At 65.4% G+C, this 18,950-nt stretch carries 13 protein-coding genes; 9 read left to right on the forward strand and 4 right to left on the reverse strand.

The window, feature by feature from the left end; translation table 11 throughout:
* Positions 1 to 20 precede the first annotated feature (20 nt).
* The 4 genes from AC07VI_RS08740 to AC07VI_RS08755 all read left to right on the forward strand — a co-directional run bounded on the left by AC07VI_RS08740 (position 21) and on the right by AC07VI_RS08755 (position 3,652).
* A complete protein-coding gene (locus AC07VI_RS08740) occupies positions 21 to 1,139 on the forward strand; it encodes a sulfotransferase family protein (RefSeq protein WP_086145435.1) in 1,119 nt (372 codons plus the stop codon).
* A 194-nt stretch (positions 1,140 to 1,333) separates the two neighbouring features.
* A complete protein-coding gene (locus AC07VI_RS08745; protein WP_099419738.1) occupies positions 1,334 to 2,674 on the forward strand; it encodes a sensor domain-containing protein in 1,341 nt (446 codons plus the stop codon).
* Positions 2,675 to 2,720: 46 nt separating this feature from the next.
* Positions 2,721 to 3,113, forward strand: coding sequence for a hypothetical protein (locus tag AC07VI_RS08750; protein ID WP_494808781.1), 393 nt, complete (start codon positions 2,721 to 2,723; stop codon positions 3,111 to 3,113).
* 95 nt (positions 3,114 to 3,208) lie between these two features.
* Positions 3,209 to 3,652: a DUF411 domain-containing protein gene (locus tag AC07VI_RS08755; RefSeq protein WP_086146942.1), complete on the forward strand. Its 444-nt coding sequence runs from the start codon at positions 3,209 to 3,211 to the stop codon at positions 3,650 to 3,652.
* 91 nt (positions 3,653 to 3,743) lie between these two features.
* Here AC07VI_RS08755 and AC07VI_RS08760 read toward each other — a convergent pair whose 3' ends face one another.
* Together AC07VI_RS08760 and AC07VI_RS08765 are read right to left on the reverse strand one after the other, a co-directional pair.
* The gene (locus AC07VI_RS08760) at positions 3,744 to 5,975 is read right to left on the reverse strand and encodes an NADP-dependent isocitrate dehydrogenase (RefSeq protein ID WP_086146974.1); all 2,232 of its coding nucleotides are present in this window, start codon (positions 5,973 to 5,975) and stop codon (positions 3,744 to 3,746) included.
* Positions 5,976 to 6,323: 348 nt separating this feature from the next.
* Positions 6,324 to 11,366, reverse strand: a complete 5,043-nt coding sequence (locus tag AC07VI_RS08765; protein WP_492994423.1) for a diguanylate cyclase domain-containing protein — start codon at positions 11,364 to 11,366, stop codon at positions 6,324 to 6,326.
* Between the two features lie 446 nt (positions 11,367 to 11,812).
* On the opposite strand from AC07VI_RS08765, the gene AC07VI_RS08770 reads away from it, so the two are divergent.
* Together AC07VI_RS08770 and AC07VI_RS08775 are read left to right on the forward strand one after the other, a co-directional pair.
* Positions 11,813 to 13,177 (forward strand): hypothetical protein, encoded by a 1,365-nt coding sequence (locus AC07VI_RS08770; RefSeq protein ID WP_492994425.1) that lies wholly within the window; start codon positions 11,813 to 11,815, stop codon positions 13,175 to 13,177.
* Positions 13,178 to 13,250: 73 nt separating this feature from the next.
* A complete protein-coding gene (locus AC07VI_RS08775) occupies positions 13,251 to 13,904 on the forward strand; it encodes a PEP-CTERM sorting domain-containing protein (protein ID WP_492994427.1) in 654 nt (217 codons plus the stop codon).
* Here the strand turns inward: AC07VI_RS08775 and AC07VI_RS08780 are convergent.
* Both AC07VI_RS08780 and AC07VI_RS08785 read right to left on the reverse strand, forming a co-directional pair.
* Positions 13,864 to 13,989: a hypothetical protein gene (locus AC07VI_RS08780; RefSeq protein ID WP_492994428.1), complete on the reverse strand. Its 126-nt coding sequence runs from the start codon at positions 13,987 to 13,989 to the stop codon at positions 13,864 to 13,866. The two genes, AC07VI_RS08775 and AC07VI_RS08780, sit on opposite strands and share 41 nt — an antisense overlap.
* 157 nt (positions 13,990 to 14,146) lie before the next feature.
* Complete coding sequence (locus tag AC07VI_RS08785) at positions 14,147 to 16,378, reverse strand: AAA family ATPase (protein ID WP_172404811.1); 2,232 nt, start codon at positions 16,376 to 16,378, stop codon at positions 14,147 to 14,149.
* A 229-nt stretch (positions 16,379 to 16,607) separates the two neighbouring features.
* On the opposite strand from AC07VI_RS08785, the gene AC07VI_RS08790 reads away from it, so the two are divergent.
* The 3 genes from AC07VI_RS08790 to AC07VI_RS08800 all read left to right on the forward strand — a co-directional run bounded on the left by AC07VI_RS08790 (position 16,608) and on the right by AC07VI_RS08800 (position 18,916).
* Positions 16,608 to 17,447 (forward strand): universal stress protein, encoded by an 840-nt coding sequence (locus AC07VI_RS08790; protein WP_086146947.1) that lies wholly within the window; start codon positions 16,608 to 16,610, stop codon positions 17,445 to 17,447.
* 63 nt (positions 17,448 to 17,510) lie between these two features.
* Entirely contained in the window at positions 17,511 to 18,155 is a 645-nt protein-coding gene (locus AC07VI_RS08795; RefSeq protein ID WP_086146948.1) for a BON domain-containing protein, read from the forward strand.
* A gap of 290 nt (positions 18,156 to 18,445) precedes the next feature.
* Positions 18,446 to 18,916: a pyridoxamine 5'-phosphate oxidase family protein gene (locus AC07VI_RS08800; RefSeq protein ID WP_492994431.1), complete on the forward strand. Its 471-nt coding sequence runs from the start codon at positions 18,446 to 18,448 to the stop codon at positions 18,914 to 18,916.
* Positions 18,917 to 18,950: the final 34 nt, after the last annotated feature.

Raw genomic sequence — 18,950 nt, forward strand, 5'->3', positions numbered from 1 at the left:
CTTTTCAGAGGAATGATGAAATGAGCAGCAGCCACCATTGCGGCCACGGTAGGCGCCCGCGCCCTGTCATGATGATCCCCCTGCGCCGCTGCGGCAGCCATGCCCTGCGGCTGCGCCTGAACCTGTCGCCCCAGTTTTATTCACCGTATCCGCTGCACCTGGTCGACATGATGCCATTGCTGCCCCTGTACGGCGACTTGCGCGACGACCGCGCCTACTTTCGCCTGGTGGTCGATGTGGTGGGCCTGGCGGCGGTCAGCATGGTCAAGTGGCCGGGGGTCGTCTTCGATCCAGTGGAAGTATTCGAGACGCTGCGCAGCCAGCCGCGCAGCATCCACCGCGTGGCATGGGAACTGCTGCTGCGCGCGGGCGAACACCGCCAGGCGCAGGTGGTGATGGACAAGTCACTCGACAGCGTGCACTACGCCGACGACATCGTGCGGCTGTACCCGGACATGCTGTTCCTGAACGTGGTGCGCGATCCGCGCGCGCAGGTGGCATCGATGAACCGCGCCATCATCCACGATTTTGACACGCTGCTCAATGCCAGGACCTGGCTGGCCGCCCATGCGGCAGCCGACCAGGTCGTGCAACGCTATGGGGCACGCGTGCTGACGCTACGCTATGAAGATTTCCTGTCGCGCCAAAGGGAGACGCTGGAAAAGGTATGTGACTTTCTCGGCATCGCCTTCCTGCCGCAAATGCTGGATGTGACCGCGTCGGCGGAAGCGCGGCAAATCGCGCAGTTGTCGTCGCTCTGGTCGGCCAACTGCTATGCGCCCATCGCGGCCAACATCGACAAATTCAGGCAGCAACTGTCGGACGATGACATCAACATCATCGAAACGCTCACCGGACCGTATATGGACCGCTACGGCTACGCGCGCCTGAGCCGCGGCGACGCCAGCATCACGCCCGCGCTGATCGAGCTGGCCGGCCTGCGCTCGGCGCAAGGACGCGAACGCGCCTGGCGCACCCTGGAACACGATAACTTCCGCGATTACCTGCTGCGCCGCTGCCGCGCCGACTATCTGGCACAGCTGCATGTACGGCTCAGCCAGAGCAGCGGCGCGCCGGGCAGCGGCACCATCGTTACGCTGGATCAACTGGACCCGGGCGCGTTTGTCGTCAGTGATTAAAGCCTGGCCATCGCCAGTGCCAGGCCGCCCTCCTGCGCCTGGCAAGCAGCTGCTTGCCCGGTAGCTCTTCCTAGGTGACATGCTTGGGCATGTCATCGCCATTGCCTCCCGGGCAAGTCGCGCTGCCCAGTCATTTATCCCTAAAAACAACAATTTCAATATCAATCGGCAATGTCCACTAGAATAGTGAACATATGAAACATATGCTTAGCGCGCCGGTCGCCAGTTTCACCGATTTGCTGCTCGACGCCGTGTGCATGGTCGATGTGGAGGGCCGCTTTGTCTTCGTCAGCGCCGCCTGCGAGCGCATCTTCGGCTATACGCAGCAGGAAATGATCGGCAAGCTCATGCTCGACATGGTCGCCCCCGCCGACCGCGCGCGCACCCTGGCGGCCGCGCGCGCCATCATGGACGGCCATGCGCAGACGCATTTTGAAAACCGCTACCTGCGCAAGGACGGCAGCCTGGCCCACATCATGTGGTCGGCCCGCTGGTCCGCCGCCGACCAGCTGCGCGTGGCGGTGGCGCACGATGTTACCTTACTGAAACAAGCACAGGCGAAGCAGGCTGCGCTGTACGCCATCTCCGAAGCCATGCAGGCGACGCAGGACTTGCCGGCCTTGCTGTACCGCATACAGCACATCATCGGCGAACACTTGCCTGCGCGCAGCCTGACCTTGCTGCTGCAGGACGAACACGGCGCGCAACCTTTCATGACCTGTCATGCCGACGACGGCGCGCCGCAGCCCGCGTCGCCGCTGGCCAGCCTGCTGTGCGACGAAGTGCTGCGCAGCGGGCGTTCCCTGCTGCTGCAGGCGGGGCAACTGGCCGGCCTGCCGCCCGCGCTGCAAGCGGCGGCCGGCACCTTGTCCGGGTGCTGGCTGGCCGTGCCGCTGTATTCCTCCAGCGGCAGCATCGGCGTGCTGGCCTTGCAAGGCAGCCCGGACGCCGTCATCGGCACGGAGCAAGACCAGGATCTGCTGCAATTTGTCGCCAAACAGCTGGCCACCGCCATCGAGCGCCGGCAATTGCAGACGCAAATGCAGTTCATGGCCATGCACGATGAGCTGACCCGGCTGCCGAACCGCCGCCTGTTCCACGACCGCCTGCACACGGCGTTCGCGCGCGCGCACCGCCAGGAAGGCCGGCTGTCGCTGCTGTTCCTGGACCTCGACAACTTCAAGCTGGTCAACGACTTCCATGGCCACGCCTGCGGCGACCTGCTGCTGCAGACGGTGGCGGGCCGCCTGCGGGATTGCATGCGGGAAACAGATACCCTGGCCAGGATGGGCGGCGATGAATTCGTCGTGCTTCTGGAAAGCAACGCCACGCCGGTGGACGTCAGCCTGATCGAGCAAAAGATCCACGCGGCGCTGGCCGCGCCGTTGCACTTGGGTAACGGACAGCAGTTGCAGATCGCCGTCAGCATCGGCGTGGCCCACTATCCGGAAGACGGCGACACCATGCAGCAACTGCTGCGTCATGCGGACCGCGCCATGTACGCCGCGAAGCTACTTGCCGCGGCGGCGCGCTAGCGGCCGCCTCCTGGCGGCAATTGCCCCTATGCTATACTTTCCAGCGATGCTGAAACTCTTCAAAACATGGCTGATCCTGCTGCTGATGGCGGCGGTGCCGCTGCAAGCGGCCGCTGCGGGCGTTGCCCGGGCATGCACGCCGCCGGCGCACGCCGCGCCTGCCGCCGTGGCGGCAACGGCCTGCCAGCATCACGGTGCGGCGCCGTCAGCCGCGCCGGACGGCGCCAGCGCGCCCGGCGACGCCAAGACCGCCCCTGCCAAGCACCCCGCTTGCGGCGCCTGTTCCGCCTTTTGCCTGGGCGCGCTGATGCCGCCCCCCTGCGCCCTGCCTGCCGCCGCCGCCAATGGCGCGGCACATGCCGCCGCCTCCGCTGCCGCCTTGCTGCCGGGATTCATTCCCGACGGCTTGCGCCGGCCGCCGCGACCGCTTTCCGCCTAAGCGCCGGCAGCAACGCCGGCACGTTTGCGCGCGCGCAAACCCAGAGCGGGCCACGCGGGTGGCCACGATTATCTTATTTATTTGAAAACAACACCATGATCAAACATTTCTTATTGCGCGGCGCCTTCGCCGGCATGCTGGGCCTGCCCACGTTCGCCATGGCGGCCTTGCCCGTCATTGAAGTCTACAAGAGCGCCTCGTGCGGCTGCTGTGCCGACTGGATCAAGCACCTGGAAGCGAACGGCTTCACGGTGCGCGCGAAAAATGTCGAGATGCCGGCGCAATACCGCAAGCTGTCCGGCATTCCCGACCAGCTCGGTTCATGCCACACGGGCCTCGTCAACGGCTACGCCATCGAGGGCCATGTGCCCGCCAGCGAGATCAAGCAGCTGCTGCGCGAAAAACCGAAGGCCAAGGGCCTGGCCGTGCCGGCCATGCCGATGGGCTCGCCAGGCATGGAAGGTCCGCGCAAGGATCCGTACGACGTCTTCCTCGTCAATAACAATGGCAGCACCACGGTCTACAAGCATTACAAATAAGGCTGAACGGCCATAAAAAAACGCCGCCGGGATCGCTCCCCGCGGCGTTTTTTGTCAGGCAGTAAAGAACTTACCGCCTGTCAAGATTGCATCAGATGCTGGCCAGGGCCGCGTTCAGCGTGGCGCTCGGACGCATGACGGCGTCCGTTTTCACCGGATCGGGCAGGTAGTAGCCGCCGATATCCATTTCCTTGCCTTGCACTTCTTTCAGCTCGGCAACGATCTTCTCTTCATTGGCGGCCAGGGTTTGCGCCAGCGGCGCGAAGTGTGCCGCCAGTTCCGCGTCATCCTTCTGCGCGGCCAGGGCTTGCGCCCAGTACAGGGCCAGGTAGAAATGGCTGCCGCGGTTGTCGAGTTCACCGGTGCGTGGCGATGGCGACTTGTTGTTGTCCAGCAACTTGCCGGTGGCTTCGTCCAGGGTTTTGGCGAGGATTTTGGCCTTCGCATTGCCCGTCTTGATGCCCATGTCTTCCAGCGACACGGCCAGGGCCAGGAATTCGCCCAGCGAATCCCAGCGCAGGTGGTTTTCTTCCACCAGCTGCTTGACATGTTTCGGCGCCGAACCGCCGGCGCCCGTTTCGTACATGCCGCCGCCGGCCATCAATGGCACGATGGACAGCATCTTGGCGGACGTGCCCAGTTCCAGGATCGGGAACAGGTCGGTCAGGTAGTCGCGCAGGATGTTGCCGGTCACGGAAATGGTGTCCAGGCCGCGGAAGGCGCGTTCCAGCGTGTAGCGCATGGCGCGCGTCTGCGACATGATCTGGATGTCCAGGCCCTTGGTGTCGTGTTCCTTCAGGTAAACCTGTACCTTCTTGATCACTTCGTTCTCGTGCGGACGGTAGGAATCGAGCCAGAACACGGCAGGCATGCCCGAGTTGCGCGCGCGCGTGACGGCCAGCTTGACCCAGTCGCGGATCGGCGCGTCCTTGACCTGGCACATGCGCCAGATATCGCCCTCTTCCACCGTCTGCGTCAGCAGCACTTCGCCCGTTTCCAGGTCGGTGATGTTGGCGGTGCCGCCTTCCGGCACTTCAAACGTCTTGTCGTGCGAACCGTATTCTTCCGCCTGCTGCGCCATCAGGCCCACGTTCGGCACGGTGCCCATGGTCTTCGGATCGAAGTTGCCATGCCATTTGCAAAAGCCGATCATTTCCTGGTAGATGCGCGCGAAAGTCGATTCCGGCATGACTGCCTTGACATCCTTCGGACGGCCGTCGGCGCCCCACATCTTGCCGCCGATGCGGATCATGGCGGGCATCGACGCGTCGACGATGATGTCGTTCGGCGAATGGAAGTTGGTGATGCCCTTGGCCGAGTCGACCATGGCCAGTTCCGGACGGTTCGCGTGGCAGGCGTGCAGGTCCTTGAGGATTTCATCCTTTTGCGACGCTGGCAGGGTCTCGATCTTGTCGTACAGGTTGCTCATGCCGTTGTTGACATTGACGCCCAGCTTGTCGAACAGTTCGGCGTGCTTGGCGAACGCGTCCTTGTAGAAAATGCGCACGCAGTGACCGAAAACGATCGGGTGCGACACTTTCATCATGGTGGCCTTGACGTGCAGCGAGAACATCACGCCCGTCTTGAAGGCGTCGTCGATTTCCTTCTCGTAGAATTCCAGCAGCGCTTTCTTGCTCATGAACATGCTGTCGATGATTTCGCCCGCTTGCAGGGAAACCTTCGGTTTCAGCACGATGGTCTTGCCCGAGGCGGTGACCAGTTCCATCTTGACGTCGCGCGCCTTTTCCAGGGTCAGCGACTTTTCGCCATGGTAGAAGTCGCCATGGTGCATGTGCGACACGTGGGTCTGCGACGCCTGGCTCCACTCGCCCATCGAATGCGGGTGCTTGCGGGCGTACTCTTTGACAGCCTTCGGTGCGCGGCGGTCGGAGTTGCCTTCGCGCAGAACCGGATTGACCGAGCTGCCGATGCACTTGCCGTAGCGGGCCTTCAGGGCTTTTTCTTCTTCCGTCTTCGCCTCTTCCGGGTAGTCCGGCAGCTTGTAGCCGCGGGCTTGCAGTTCGCGCACGCAGGTGATCAGCTGGCCCTGGGAAGCACTGATGTTCGGCAATTTGATGATGTTGGTGTCCGGATTCTGGGTCAGCTTGCCCAGTTCAGCCAGGGTGTTCGGGACTTTTTGCTCGTCCGTCAGGAATTCGGGGAATTCGGCCAGTACACGCGACGCCACCGAAATATCGCTGGAAACCACGTCCACGCCGGCCGGCGCGGTGAATTTTTTAATAATCGGCAACAGGGAATACGTCGCCAGCAGCGGCGCCTCGTCAGTCAGCGTGTAGATGATTTTGGATTTTTGTGTTGCCATGTTCATTCCCTTGTATGCGGTGATGCCTGGTGGTTAACTTTCTTCATTCCAAACACAGGACGGTTAGCCTTGCTTTGGACGGCTAGTGTGCCGGCGGTGACGCCGTGCTTGCCCACCACGTATTTTAGACTGTCCTGCCGCTGTTTGTGTATCAGATGCCGAGGAATCTTATATAAGACAGCAAATATCTGGCGGCGGCAGCCCGGAATGGCCATTTTCCGTCTTGAAATGCCGGCAGCACAGACGATGCGGCATGTATGCGACAATGGAAACAAATTAAATAAAAGCAATATCCAAACGAAAGCGGCATCGGTGCCGCCTCCTTGTCGACGATGCGGCGCAGTTTCTTCATGGCATGGCAAGCGCCCGCAGCACGACGCAATTGCGCCCCGCATCCTTGGCGCTGTACAGCGCGGCATCGGCCAGGCGCATCAGCGCATCCGGATCGGCGGCGCCCGGCACCGGCTGGATCGCGACGCCGACGCTGATCGTCACCTGTCCCGCATCCGCCCCCGCGTGGGCGATGCCCAGGTCTGCGATGGCGCGCCGCAGCGCTTCGCCTATCAGGCGCGCCTCGTCCGCGCCCGTATTTGGCAGCACGATCGAAAACTCTTCGCCGCCGTAGCGCGCCGTCAGGTCGCCTGCGCGGCGCATGCTGGCCAGCAGGGCGTGCGCGACGCGGATCAGGCACGCGTCGCCGGGCTGGTGGCCGTAATGGTCGTTGTACCGCTTGAAGTAATCGACGTCGAGCATGATGACGGCAAGCGGCTGGCCGACGCGGGTGGCGCGCGCGCATTCGGCGCGCAGCACGTCGTCGAAATGACGGCGGTTTGCCAGGCCCGTCAAGCCGTCGGTGATGGACAGCGTGGCCAGCTTGCGGTTGGCGTCTTCCAGCTGCTCGGTACGCTCCGCAACGCGCCGTTCCAGGCTGTCATGCAGCCTGGCGCTGGAGATCGAGATCATCGCCTGCGCGCCCAGCATGCGCAGGAAGGCCACGCGCTCCTCCGTGAACGAGGCGTCGGCAAGCCGGTTTTCGAAGTACAGGACGCCGTCGATCTGGCCGCCATGCCGGATCGGCAGGCACATGACGGCACGCGGCCGCTGCAAGCGCACGTAGGGGTCGCCGGCAAAGCGCGACACGTCGGCGATGCTGTCCTCGATGACCGCGGCGCCCGTGCGGATGACGTAGCGCAGCAGCGACAGCGGAAACTGCGGGTCGCTGGCGGCGTCGAGGTCGAGCCGGCGCGCCTGCAGCACGGTGACGGCGTCGCCATCGATGTCGGCCTCCAGCTGGTAGGCGCCATCGGACAGCAGCAGCAGGCGCGCCACCTGCCCGCCGGCGTTTTCGCACACGATGGAGATAAGGCGCGTCAACACGTTGCGCAGGCCGACTTCGTTCGACAGGATCTGGGCCGCTTTCAGCAGCGACACCAGGTCGAGCGCGGAACTGCCGTGCGTGAGGGAGGCAAAATGCGGCTGCAGGGCGCGTCCCGCCCCTGCGGGCAGCAGCGCAGCATGGCGCGCCCGCAGCTGCGCCACCTTGCCTTCCGCGCCCCACTGGCCGTAATGGGCGATGGCGTCCCGCAGGAACACGGCGGCCACGCGCGCTTGCCCCTGGTCCGACCAGCATTCGCCGCACAGCTCATTGCCCAGCGCCTGCACGTTGACGTAGCCGGCCAGGCCGGCGGCGTCGACGGCCTGCTGGTACAGGCGCGTGGCCAGCGGCAGGTCCTGCCGGTAGCGCGCCATCTCGGCCGTCACCAGCAGATGCTTGGCGGCGCTATTGTCCGAGCCTTGCCTGGCCCAGCCGGCCAGACTGGCTTGCAGCGTGCCGATCACGGCCAGCACGTCCGCGGCGTCCGGACGCGCGGGATCGCGCCGCAAGGCGCGCAGCAGGATCAGCGCGGCGTAGAAGCTGGACTCGGCAACCTTGGCCTGGCCGCGCATGATCTGCGTGACCATGCCCAGCTGGCCAGCCAGCATCTCGGCGTCGGCGCCGTCGAACAGGTAGGCGTTGCGTATCTTGCCTTGCAAGAAATAGGCGCGGTACAGCTGCGAATGGCCATATTGCTCAAGAAAGCGCGCTTCGCTGAACGTCGCATCGTCGTAGCTGTCGTGACGGGGAAGCAGGCCCATCAGGCACTTGATCGGCTGGATCGCGGCCGCCACGCAGCAGTCGGCCATCGCCTGCTGGCCGTTGGCGCGCATCAGCGCCAGGTCTTGCCCGATGTCGTGCATCAGGTGCGGCAGGTAATCGCCGAGGATGATGCGCTCCGTCGCGCGCACGGCCGCCACCACGCCGACCTGGACGAAATCGGCGATTTCCAGCGCCCAGCCGAACGCTTCCTCGTACAGGGCGTCGGAGCTGCGTAGCGGCCGCGTCCAGTGGTTGCTGAGTGCGCCGAACATCAGCGCCGTGAGGGTGCGCGTCTGCAGGTTGGCGCGGCGCCTGGCCAGCGCCATCGCCATGGCGCCGAAGTCGTAGCCGCGCGCGACGTCGCCGCCGTACAGCGCCAGCATCAGCGCGTAGCCGACATAGGCGACAGCGCTGAAGTCGCTATTCCCCTGCTGCATGGACAGGCGCGTCATCGACACCACCATCAGCGCGCTGAGATCCTGCTGGCCCGCGTAATAGCTGGCCATCCACAGGCCCTGCATCATCTGCATCGCGGCCACGGCGCCCGGATCGTTCATTTCCCCGGCCGCCAGCAAGGCGTCGGGGGCGTGCGCGCCGGGCAGCCGCCCGATGTCGGCGAGAATATCGGCGAAGCGCGCCTTCATGTGCGCCACGTCGTGGGGAATGTCGATATCCAGCTGCGCCAGGCCGTCGCGCTGCACGGCGATGGCTTCGAGCAGGCGCCCCTGCAATTGGTACTGGTGCGCCTGGATGGCGATGCAGCGCAGCTGCTGCAGCGGACTCAAGGCGCGGGCGCGCAGCAGCGGATAGATGGCCTCGGCGGCGTCGAACTGGCCGCACAGATAGGCCGCTTCGGCCGCGCCCAGCTGCAGGTCGAGCCAGAGGTCCGCATGGCCGCGCCAGGCCTGCGCCGGCAGCAGCTCCAGGCCGGTGCGCATGTGCTCCAAGGTAGCCTGGAACGCGGCGGCGCGGCGCGCCTTGCCGCCGGCCTGCAGATTGAGCGCGGCCAGCCGCGCGCGTTCGCCCGCATCGCGCATCAGCGCGCGGCCGGCGTTGAGCTGCTCGACGATTTCAAACAGCGCGCCATCGAGGCACTGCTGCGTCGTATGCCGCAGCAGCAGGCGGCCGATGAGCAGATGGTTGGCCGCGCGCGCGCCGTCATCGGCGACCAGGTAGGCCGCCTGCTGGACCCGGTCGTGCAGGAATCGGTAACTGACGCCGCTCTCGCCACGCCCGGTGCCGCCATTGACATATTTATAGCGTTCGTCGAGCGGCTGGATCAGCCCTGCCTTGAGCGCCGGCCACAGTTCCTGCTGCGTGCGCCAGGGTGCCCGGTCCACGGCCAGGGCGAGCGTATCGAGCGTGAAGCGGTTGCCGCTCGATGCCGCCAGTTGCAGCAGATGCTGCGTGACGCCGGGCAGGCGGCGGATTTTCTCGAGCAGCACCTCGACCACGTTGTCAGTGTATCTGGCCTGTTCGATCGCCGGCAAGTCCCACTCCCAGCAATCGCCGTCGGCCTGGTAGCGCAGGTGGCCGGCATCATTGAGCGCCGCGAGGAACTGATTGAGGAAGAAGGGATTGCCGGCCGTCTTCCGGTAGCAGATGCGGCTCAGCGGCGCGCAGTCGGGGACTGCCACGCGCACGGTGGCCGCCACCATTTGCGCAATCTGCGGCTCGGTCAGTGCGGCCAGCAACAGCGTGGACAGGCGCGCGCCGCGCGCCAGCAGCTTGTCGCGCAAGCCCCTGAGCGGATGCGCGGCGTCCACTTCGTTGTCGCGGTACGCGCCGATGCACAGCATGCAGCACGTGTCGCAGGAAACCATGAGCCGCTCAAGCATCCGCAGCGTGGCCATGTCGGCCCATTGCAGGTCGTCGAGGAACAGCACCAGCGGATGCCCGGCGGCGGCGAACACTTCGACGAAGCGGGGAAACAGGCGGTCCAGGCGCAGCTGGGCCTGTTCCGGCGCCGGATCGGGCACGGCGTCGGTGGGACCGACGATCAGCGCCAGCTCGGGTATCAGTTCGACGATCACGCCCAGGCCGCTGCCCAGGGCGGCATGCAGTTTTCCGGACCACTGCCGCAGCGTTTCTTCTGGCTGGCCCAGCAACTGGCGCACCAGCCCCTGGAATGCCTGGACCAGCGAGGCATAGGGCACGTCGCGCTGGAGCTGGTCAAACTTGCCAGACAAGAAGCAGCCGCGCCGGGCAACGATCGGTTTTTGCACTTCGTTCACCACCGCCGACTTGCCGATGCCGGAATGGCCGGCCACCAGCAGCAGCTCGCAGCGGCCTGCGGCACTGCGTTCAAACGCGGCCAGCAGCACGGCGATGGCGTCCTCGCGCCCGTGCAGCGTTTGTGGAATCAGGAAGCGGCCGTTGTGGCCGGACAAGGTGAGTGGCTGCGCCGGCTTTGCCGCACGGCATGCCTCAAGGTCGCTGCGCAAGCCTTGCAAGCTCTGGTAGCGTTGATCGGCATTCTTTTCCAGCAGCCGCTGAAGGATGGGCAGCAGCTGGCCAGGCAAGCCCGTGAGCGCCGGGTGCGACCAGTCCGGACTGCGCGCGATGTGACAATGCACGAGCTCCATCTCATCGCCTGCCTCGAATGGCGCCTGGCCGACCAGCAATTCGTACAAGGTGGCGCCGAGCGCATAGAAATCGGCGCGGTAGTCGACGCGCCGGTTCATGCGCCCCGTCTGCTCCGGCGCCATATAGCGCAGCGTGCCTTCCAGAACATGGAGATTGACGATGCCATGGCTTTCAAATGGCAGTTCGCAGGCGATGCCGAAATCGATCAGCTGCAGCCGGCGCCGCTCGCCATTCCACGCCAGGTTCGATGGATTGATATCCTTGTGGATCACGCCCTGCCGGTGTACCTCGTCCAGCGCCGCGCACAGTTGCAGGGCGATGTCGAAAAAATCGTCCAGCGCCAGCGCGGGCTGCGATGGCGACGAGCGCGCCGCCGCCTGCGCGCGCACAAGCTGGTCGAGCGCCTGGCCGCCGGCATCTTCCAGGAGCATCGTCCAGCGCCCCGCGTGCAGCTGCAGCGCAAGCGGGTGCGCCACGCCCGGATGGCGGCAGCGGCGCGCGATCGCAAATTCACGCTTGAATTGTGCCACTTGCTGAAAGGAAGGAAACGGCTGGTTCGGCATCTTGACGATCAGCGCGGTGCCATCGGCGGCCCTGGCGCGGTAAACCCGCGAGCGGGCACCGCTGTGCAGCTGTTTGATGATCTCGTGGTCGAAAAGTGAGCTCATGGGCGAGTCTTGCGGTACACAGACGGTTGCGGAAGCCTCGGGGCGCAGATTTCGTGGCGTTAACTGATTGTAAGTATTATATCAGTTGAGATTCGTGGAGTGTATGCTCAGCGGCAATAGGCCCACTTGCACACATTGCCGCAGAGCTAGAGAGATTGTCTGCCGTGATGCAATTTTACAACGCAGATACCGTAGCGGCACCGGGATGCGGCCCGGACGGCGCCAGGAAAGTTCAGCGCCCCTGCCTGCCGATGCGCAGCCCGCCCCCCCGGCGCCTGTCGAAGAATTTGACAGTCGAGCCCGCAAATCTCACTCTTCAAAAAAATTTTACATATGAATCAGTAGCTTGCACCGCTGGCCCTGTTCTTGCTCTCGTCTCTGCCGCAAGCATGGCCTGCCCGCGTGCCAGCCATGTCCCTGGCCGCAGTACCCGAGGAGACGACATCATGACTGCTTTCCCTACAAACATCGCGGCAAGCGCCGCCCGCTGGTGCCGGCGCAGCTTCGCCATGGCCGCCTGCGCCGGCTTGCTGCTGGCGCCAGCGGCCATGGCGGCCAGCCAGCGCAGCGACCTGTTAAGCGGCGCGGGCCGTACCGACGGCAGCGGCTGGCAAGCGAGTCCCAACGGCGTCGACGGCTGGATTCCCGCCTACGGCCCCTACCCGAACCCGGTCACCATGCCCAATCCCCATATCAACCCGGAGGGCGTGCATGCCAACCTGATGTGGTACTGGCCCGGCCCCGGGCTGCCCGCACCAGGCAGCCCGCCGACCAGCGCCTACTTCCGCTACCAGCTCAACCTGGAACCGGGTCTGCTGCCGCAGATTGTCGCGCTGGTGGCGGCCGACGACCAGATGACGCTCACCGTCAATGGCGTCACGATCGGCAGCTACGAGCTGGCCGAGCACATGCCCGATGGCCAGCCTGAAGCGGTCGTCATGGATCTGACGCCGGGGCTGCAGCCTGGCGCGAACCTGATCGAGATCCGCGCCACCGATAACGGTAGCTATCACTGGGTATTTTTCGATAGCTACAACATTATGGCGTCGCCACAGCGCGTGCTGGTGAAGCTGGCGCCGGTCTTGACCAGCCTGATCGGCGACGTGGACAACTTCCACGGCGGCGATCCGGCCGACACCGCGCCCAGGTCGCAGCACGTGCTCGACATGCAGGACCATCTCGTGGCGGCACCCGCCATCAACCTGGACCAGCCCGCGGCGAAGCAGTCGGTCGGCCTGAGCCACGACGCCACGCTACCGGACGGTGCGCTGATCACCTCGGCGACCGTCAAGCTGCACGTCAGGATGACGGGCGATATCCCCGATAACGACGTCATTTTATTTAACGAAAGCAATGTTCCTGAGCAAGGACAGGCCAGCCGGGTGATTGCGCTGCATGATTTGCTGGGCTTTCCCCCGCAGTCAGGCGCTAGCTATGACGTCACGTGGAACCTGGCCAAGACGCCGCTGCGCAATTTCACCGCCGATGCGGTGACCGGCCAGCCGGACCAGGTGGTCAACCTGTTGCCCATGCTGAAGAACGCACAACATCTGGACGTGCTGCTGGCCGACGACACCATGCTGGATTTTTCGCAGCTGAGCATCACCTACACCACTGTCGATGCCGCTTCTGGCGACCTGAACAACGACGGCGCCGTCGATCGCGACGACCTGAACATCCTGCTGCTGGGACTGAACACCGTGGCATCGGCGTCGAACGACCCACGCGACCTCGACCATGATGGACGCATCACCGTGCTCGACGTGCGCAAGCTGGTCGCCAGTTGCACCCGTGCGCTGTGCGGCAAGTAAGCCGATGCCGGTACGCCAATCTTTCACGCCGGCCGTGTGCGGCCGGCTTGCTCATATTGCGGGAGAGGTGATCATGAATAAGCTATTTCTTGCGGCACTGCTCTGGCTCGCCTGCCTGGGCTGTTCGCCGCTGGCGCAGGCGCTGCAGATGACCCTGGTGCCGCGCGGCGGCTACCAGATCGCCCCGGGCGGCACGGTGCTGGTGGACCTGAACATTGCCGGCCTGCAATCCGCAGGACTGAGCACGGAACTGGGCGCTTTCCATTTGGACCTGTACTACGACCCCGACCTGCTGTTCTATCTGCCCGGCGCGCCATCGGGCTGGGGCACGGCGCTGGGCCAGACGGCCGGCGGCGCCCAGGCGCTGGCGTTCGCCGGCCACGGCACGCCCGGCCTGCTGCATCTGGACGAGGTGTCGCTGCTCGACGCACTGACGCTGGGCCAGCTGCAAGGCGATGGCTTCCGCCTCGCCACGCTGGCGTTCCAGGCGCGGATGCCCGGCGGCCCGGTGCCGGCCAATACCTTTCTGTTCGCCGACGATATCCTGCTGGGCGATGCGGCCGGCAACCGCATTCCCGTCGCGCTGGACGAGATTCCCGTGCTGATACTGCAGGTGGAGGAGCCCGCAACCATCGCGCTCTTCGGCATGGGCGTCGCGGCGCTGGCCTGGCAGCGGCGCCGCGTCATCATGCGGCCGCGCCGTCGGCAGGCGGCGCATAGCGCTTGAGCAGCTCGCACCATGCCAGCGCCAGCAAGGGTACCAGGCAGCAGAGCGCCAGCGCCGCCATGCCCGGCACGGCAAAGGCGAACAACTGCCTCGGCGGCAGTCGATCCGCTTCCCTGCGAAGGTGCCCGTGACATGACTATCGCTTGGCAGCAAGATTGACGGCATGTAGTTTTCACAATGCCAATATTGATGGCCGCATCCATCAGCGCCGCAGCAAGCAGCACGGCTCCAGAGGAGGCAGGTCACGTCGTGTTTCGATGCGGCTCGCATGCTGTGGCGCACCGCTGCAAGGCCTGGCGCACCTGTTCCACCAGCAACGCCAGCGCCTCGGCGCCGAAATCGGCGCCATTGGCGATCTCAATGACGTCAGCCGTTTCGCCGGGACGCAAGCCTTGCCCGGCGCAGCGCTCCATCTGGCCAGCGAGAACGGCCATGTCCGCATCGGAAGGGTCGGTGCCGGCGCGCGCCCGCGCAGCCAGGCGCGCCGCAAGCACGGGCAGCGGCGCATCGACGTGCAGCAGCAGGAACGGCACCTGGCTGCGGCGCGCCAGCGCGCGAAAGGCCAGGCGCCGGCGGCGCTCCAGGAAGGTGGCATCGACCACCATCACGAAACCGGCCGCCAGCCCTTGCCGGGCGAGCCGCGCCAGGCGCCGGTACGTCGCGCCATTGGCGGCCCGGTCATACATTCCCTGCGCTGGCAAGGCAGCGGCGCCGCTGGCGGCAGGGGCGCAAAACAGGCGCTTGCGCTCGACATCCGAGCGCAGCCGCACCGCCTCCAGCGGCTCGACCAGCGCGTTGCACAGCCATGACTTGCCGCTGCCGGCCAGTCCGAAGGCGATCAGCAGCGCCGGCGCGGCGGGGGCGATGCACGCATGGGCGAAGGCCAGATAGCGCTGCGCATGCAGCAATGCCGAAGAGCGTCCGCGGCTGCCTCCCAGGGAGCGCAGCAGGAACACCTTGCAACGCACCAGCGCCCGCTGTACCCGGTAATAAGGCAGCAGCGCCAGGCTGCCATAATCGCCGCAACGCTCCAGATAATCGTTCAGCAAGCGGGCGGCCAGGCCGCGCCGCCCCTGGCATTGCAGGTCCATCCAGGCAAAGGCCAGGTCCTGCGCCACGTCGATCCAGCGCAATGCGGCGTTGAATTCAATGCCGTCGAATACGCGCACCTGTCCGGCCACGGTCAGGATGTTGCCACAATGCAAATCGCCATGGCATTCGCGCACCCAGCCATCAGCCTTGCGCTTTGTCAATACCGGCGCCAGGGCTTGCTCCTGCCGTGTCAGCCAGGCCGCAATCTCGTCGAGCATGGCACGCTGGCGCGCGTCGTCGAGCACGGCGCCGATGCCGGCCACGTCCTCGTGGGTGCGGGCGACGATCAATGCGGCATTGCCCCAGGGCGACTGGGGTGCCGCCCGCGCGGCGCCGGCATGAAAATCCGCCAGCAACAGCGCCAGGGCGCTGACCTCATCCGCGCCAAGCAGGCCGGCATTCAAGCGCGCCTGCCACAGGGCGGACTGGTCAAAGCGGCGCATGCGCACGGCATACTCGAGTACCGGCCCGTCGCCATCGATGGACGGACATGCCCGCGTGCCGGTGATGCTCGCCAGGCCCAGGTACAACTCGGGCGCCAGGCGTCGATTCAGGCGCAGTTCCTCCTCGCACGCATACCGCCGTGCCGACAGGGTGCTGTAATCGAGCACGTCGCGCTGCAGGGCCGTCTTGAACTTGTAGGCCAGGTCGCCCACCAGCAGGATGCGCGAAATATCGGTGACGATGAGCCGCACCCGCGCATCGGCGCTGTCGAGGCGATTTGCCAGGCGGTGCAATAGCCTGGTCTGCCGCCCGACCTCGTGCTTCCCGCTGCCTTGCTCGGCGGCAGGCCACCGGTGCCCGCCTTGCGGCGCAGGCATCGGCCCCTGGTCAAGCAGCGGCGACGCCCCCGGCTGCGCGGCCCCGTTCTGCCCGAGCGCCTGGACGCCGCCAAGGGCATGGGGAGGCAGCCGCCTTTTCCAGCGCATTTCACCGGCAGGGCCTGCCGGCGCCAGGGCAATGCGGTTCTCGACGCCGCGCACCCCGCGCAAGCCATACACCGCCTCCTCGGCCCGCTTGCGCTGATAGTTCCAGCCCAGCATCCCTTCCAGCCGCAGCACGCCGTCTTGCGCCGCCACCGTAACGGCATCGGCGGAGCTGGGCAATTGCGCCTTGACGATCGCCAGCGCCGCGCGCGCAAGGTCCGCATCCGAGCGCTCCTGTCCCCCGGGCACCACTTCGATCTTGTTGAGCACGCCAGCCACCCCGGCCACTTCCCCGGCGCATCGCCCGGCCTGTATCTTGCCGACGAAATCGGGCGCCAGCCCCGACAAGGTGACGACGCCATGACGCACGGACACCACGATGGCAGGTGGCCCTAGCCGGGCAACACAGCTCAGTTCATGCTCCACATTCCGCCTTACTTCGGCATCGTTCAACATGCTTTCCTCCGCAGGCCGGATGCCGCGCGCACAGCATCTTCTTGCCGTGCATCGCCGGCCCGGCAGTGATCCTAGCATGGCCACAGCGCCAGAAAATATGATCTGGATCAATGCTTGCCCTGCGCCAGTTCCCTGAGCTGAGAATTGCGGGCCGGCTTGACCTGGATCAGCTGGCCCTCCTTACAGGCGCGCCGGAAACAGGTATCGTGAATTTTTAACGGAGTCCAACATGTACAAGACCATCCTGATGTATGCCGACCAGTTTTCCGGCTTCGAACGGCGCCTGCAAGTGGCAGCGGCGCTCGCCAGCGAAGCTGATTCCCATCTGATAGGAACCGTCGCCAGCGGCGGGCCGCAACTCGATTACCTGGTCTACGGGGCGGTCACGCTGGCGCCGCCCCCGCCGATCGACTACGAACCCTTGCGGGAAGCGGCGCGGGAGCAGCTGGCGCGCTTCGACGAGCGTTGCCGCCAGCTGGGCGTCGCCTCGTATGAAACCCGCTTTCAGGACAGCAGCGCGGCCGATGCGCTGATACTGCAGTCGCTGTACTGCGATCTGGTCATCACGGGCCAGAGCGACCTGAGCGACCGGTCGCTGATCTGGTCGACCCGCCTGCCCGCCTATCTCGCCCTGCACAGCGCCCGCCCCTTGCTCGTCATCCCCGATGGCGATGGCCCCGTGACCATCCCCGGCCGCTCCGTCGTCATCGGCTGGAACGCCACTGCCGAGGCCAGCCGCGCGGTCGCTGGCGCGCTGCCGCTGCTGGTGCGGGCGCAGCGCGTGCAGATCATCGTGCTGAACCCGCGCCAGCATTACGGGCAGCATGGACAGGAGCCGGGCGCGGACCTGGCCACCTACCTGGCGCGCCATGGCGTGCGCGCGGAAGTGAGCCGCAGCGAAACGAGCGAAGAATGCGGTACGGCGCTGTGCCGCCTGGCCCAGGACAGCGGCGCGGACCTGATCGTGGCAGGGGCATTCGGCCGCAGCCGCTTCCAGGAATGGGTGCTCGGCGGCACCACGCACAGCCTGCTGAGCCAGTCGCGCCTGCCAGTATTGCTGGGCCACTGAGGGGCGCCGCCGACGCCGCGGCGCAGGCCGCAGGCGCTTTCTTGTCCGACTGGGAGCACGTTCATGATCACCGACAACGACATCAAGACGCAAGTCGAACAGGAATTGCTGTGGGATGTGAGCATCGATCCCAGCCATATTGGCGTCTCGGTCAACGACCGCGTCGTCGCGCTATCGGGCTTCGTGCACGCCTACAGCCACAAGCTGCACGCGGAGCGCGACGCGCAACGCCTCGCCGGCGTGCTGGGCGTGGCCAATGACATCGAGGTGCGCCCCCACTCGCGGCTGGACGCGGAAATTGCCCACGACGCCATTGCCGCCATCGCGCTGCAGCTGCCCGTATCGTCGAAAACGATCAAGGTCATCGTCGAGCACGGCCATGTCAGGCTGGAAGGCACGGTCGACTGGAACTACCAGCGCGAGCACGCCCAACTGGCACTGCGTCACATGCATGGCATACGCGGCATCGAGAACGCCATCGCGATCAGCCACAAGGCCATCCCGGCCGATATCAAGGCGCGCATCCAGGCGGCGCTGAAGCGCAGCGCCCTGATCGAGGCCAGCGGCATCAAGGTCGAGGCGGATGGCGACGCGGTCATCCTCAGTGGCAAGGTGCGTTCCTGGAGCGAACGCGACGAGGTCGAGCGCGCGGCCTGGATGGCGCCGGGCATTACCGCCGTCACGAACCAGCTTCAGGTGGGCAGCTGAATTGTCCGCGCGCATGGACGGGACGCAAACTGCGCCTCATCCCGCTGCCGTACCTCGACGAAGTCAGGGCAGCATGGCGGCGCTGCCTCCCGCCCACTGCCGCGCCGCCAGATAACCTTATCTGCCGGGCAATATCCATGCCCGCGCCACGACAGCGCCGGCATCCGCGACCTAGCTGCAGCAGCAACATCGCCTGCACATGATCTGGCGCATTGCCAGGCACGGCGCAATTTCCTACTATCGAAGTCCGGGCGCAGCGCGCCCACCGTGCATTGCGTCAAGGAGCCACCATGATGCCGCTGGACTCATCCCACCGCCAGTTCATTTTCGACGTACTCGCTGCCACGCAGGACATGGCCCTGGCCACCGTGCGTCCGGATGGCTATCCGCAGACGACGGTGGTCAGTTACGTGCACGACGGCCTGACGCTGTATTCCTGCATCGGGCTGAACAGCCAGAAAGCGCACAATATCCGCCAGCACGACAAGGTCTCGCTGGCCATTACGCCCGCGTACCAGGACTGGCAGCATATCCGCGGCCTGTCCATGGCGGGCACGGCTGCCCTGGTCGACAACGCCGACGAAACCGAGCAGGTGGCCGACCTGATGCTGTTTCGCTTTCCCCAGATGCGCGACATCATGGGGGCCGGCACGGCCGCGCCGTGGCCGGGCCTCGTCTTCCTGCGCATCCGCCCAAGCGTCATTTCCTTGCTGAACTATGAACTGGGTTTCGGCCACACCGAATTGTTTGAAGTCAGCTGAAACAGGGTAAGTCACCATGCCTTGCCGATTATTG

It is taken from the genome of Janthinobacterium sp. GW821-FHT03A03, from assembly GCF_059421435.1.

Bases quoted from the DNA above. Each gene is read 5' to 3' on its own strand.
- AC07VI_RS08740 (WP_086145435.1), top strand. From the start codon at position 21: ATGAGCAGCAGCCACCATTGCGGCCACGGTAGGCGCCCGCGCCCTGTC.
- AC07VI_RS08750 (WP_494808781.1), top strand. From the start codon at position 2,721: ATGCTGAAACTCTTCAAAACATGGCTGATCCTGCTGCTGATGGCGGCG.
- AC07VI_RS08760 (WP_086146974.1), bottom strand. From the start codon at position 5,975: ATGGCAACACAAAAATCCAAAATCATCTACACGCTGACTGACGAGGCG.
- AC07VI_RS08785 (WP_172404811.1), bottom strand. From the start codon at position 16,378: ATGTTGAACGATGCCGAAGTAAGGCGGAATGTGGAGCATGAACTGAGC.
- AC07VI_RS08770 (WP_492994425.1), top strand. From the start codon at position 11,813: ATGACTGCTTTCCCTACAAACATCGCGGCAAGCGCCGCCCGCTGGTGC.
- AC07VI_RS08800 (WP_492994431.1), top strand. From the start codon at position 18,446: ATGATGCCGCTGGACTCATCCCACCGCCAGTTCATTTTCGACGTACTC.
- AC07VI_RS08790 (WP_086146947.1), top strand. From the start codon at position 16,608: ATGTACAAGACCATCCTGATGTATGCCGACCAGTTTTCCGGCTTCGAA.
- AC07VI_RS08775 (WP_492994427.1), top strand. From the start codon at position 13,251: ATGAATAAGCTATTTCTTGCGGCACTGCTCTGGCTCGCCTGCCTGGGC.
- AC07VI_RS08795 (WP_086146948.1), top strand. From the start codon at position 17,511: ATGATCACCGACAACGACATCAAGACGCAAGTCGAACAGGAATTGCTG.
- AC07VI_RS08765 (WP_492994423.1), bottom strand. From the start codon at position 11,366: ATGAGCTCACTTTTCGACCACGAGATCATCAAACAGCTGCACAGCGGT.
- AC07VI_RS08755 (WP_086146942.1), top strand. From the start codon at position 3,209: ATGATCAAACATTTCTTATTGCGCGGCGCCTTCGCCGGCATGCTGGGC.
- AC07VI_RS08745 (WP_099419738.1), top strand. From the start codon at position 1,334: ATGAAACATATGCTTAGCGCGCCGGTCGCCAGTTTCACCGATTTGCTG.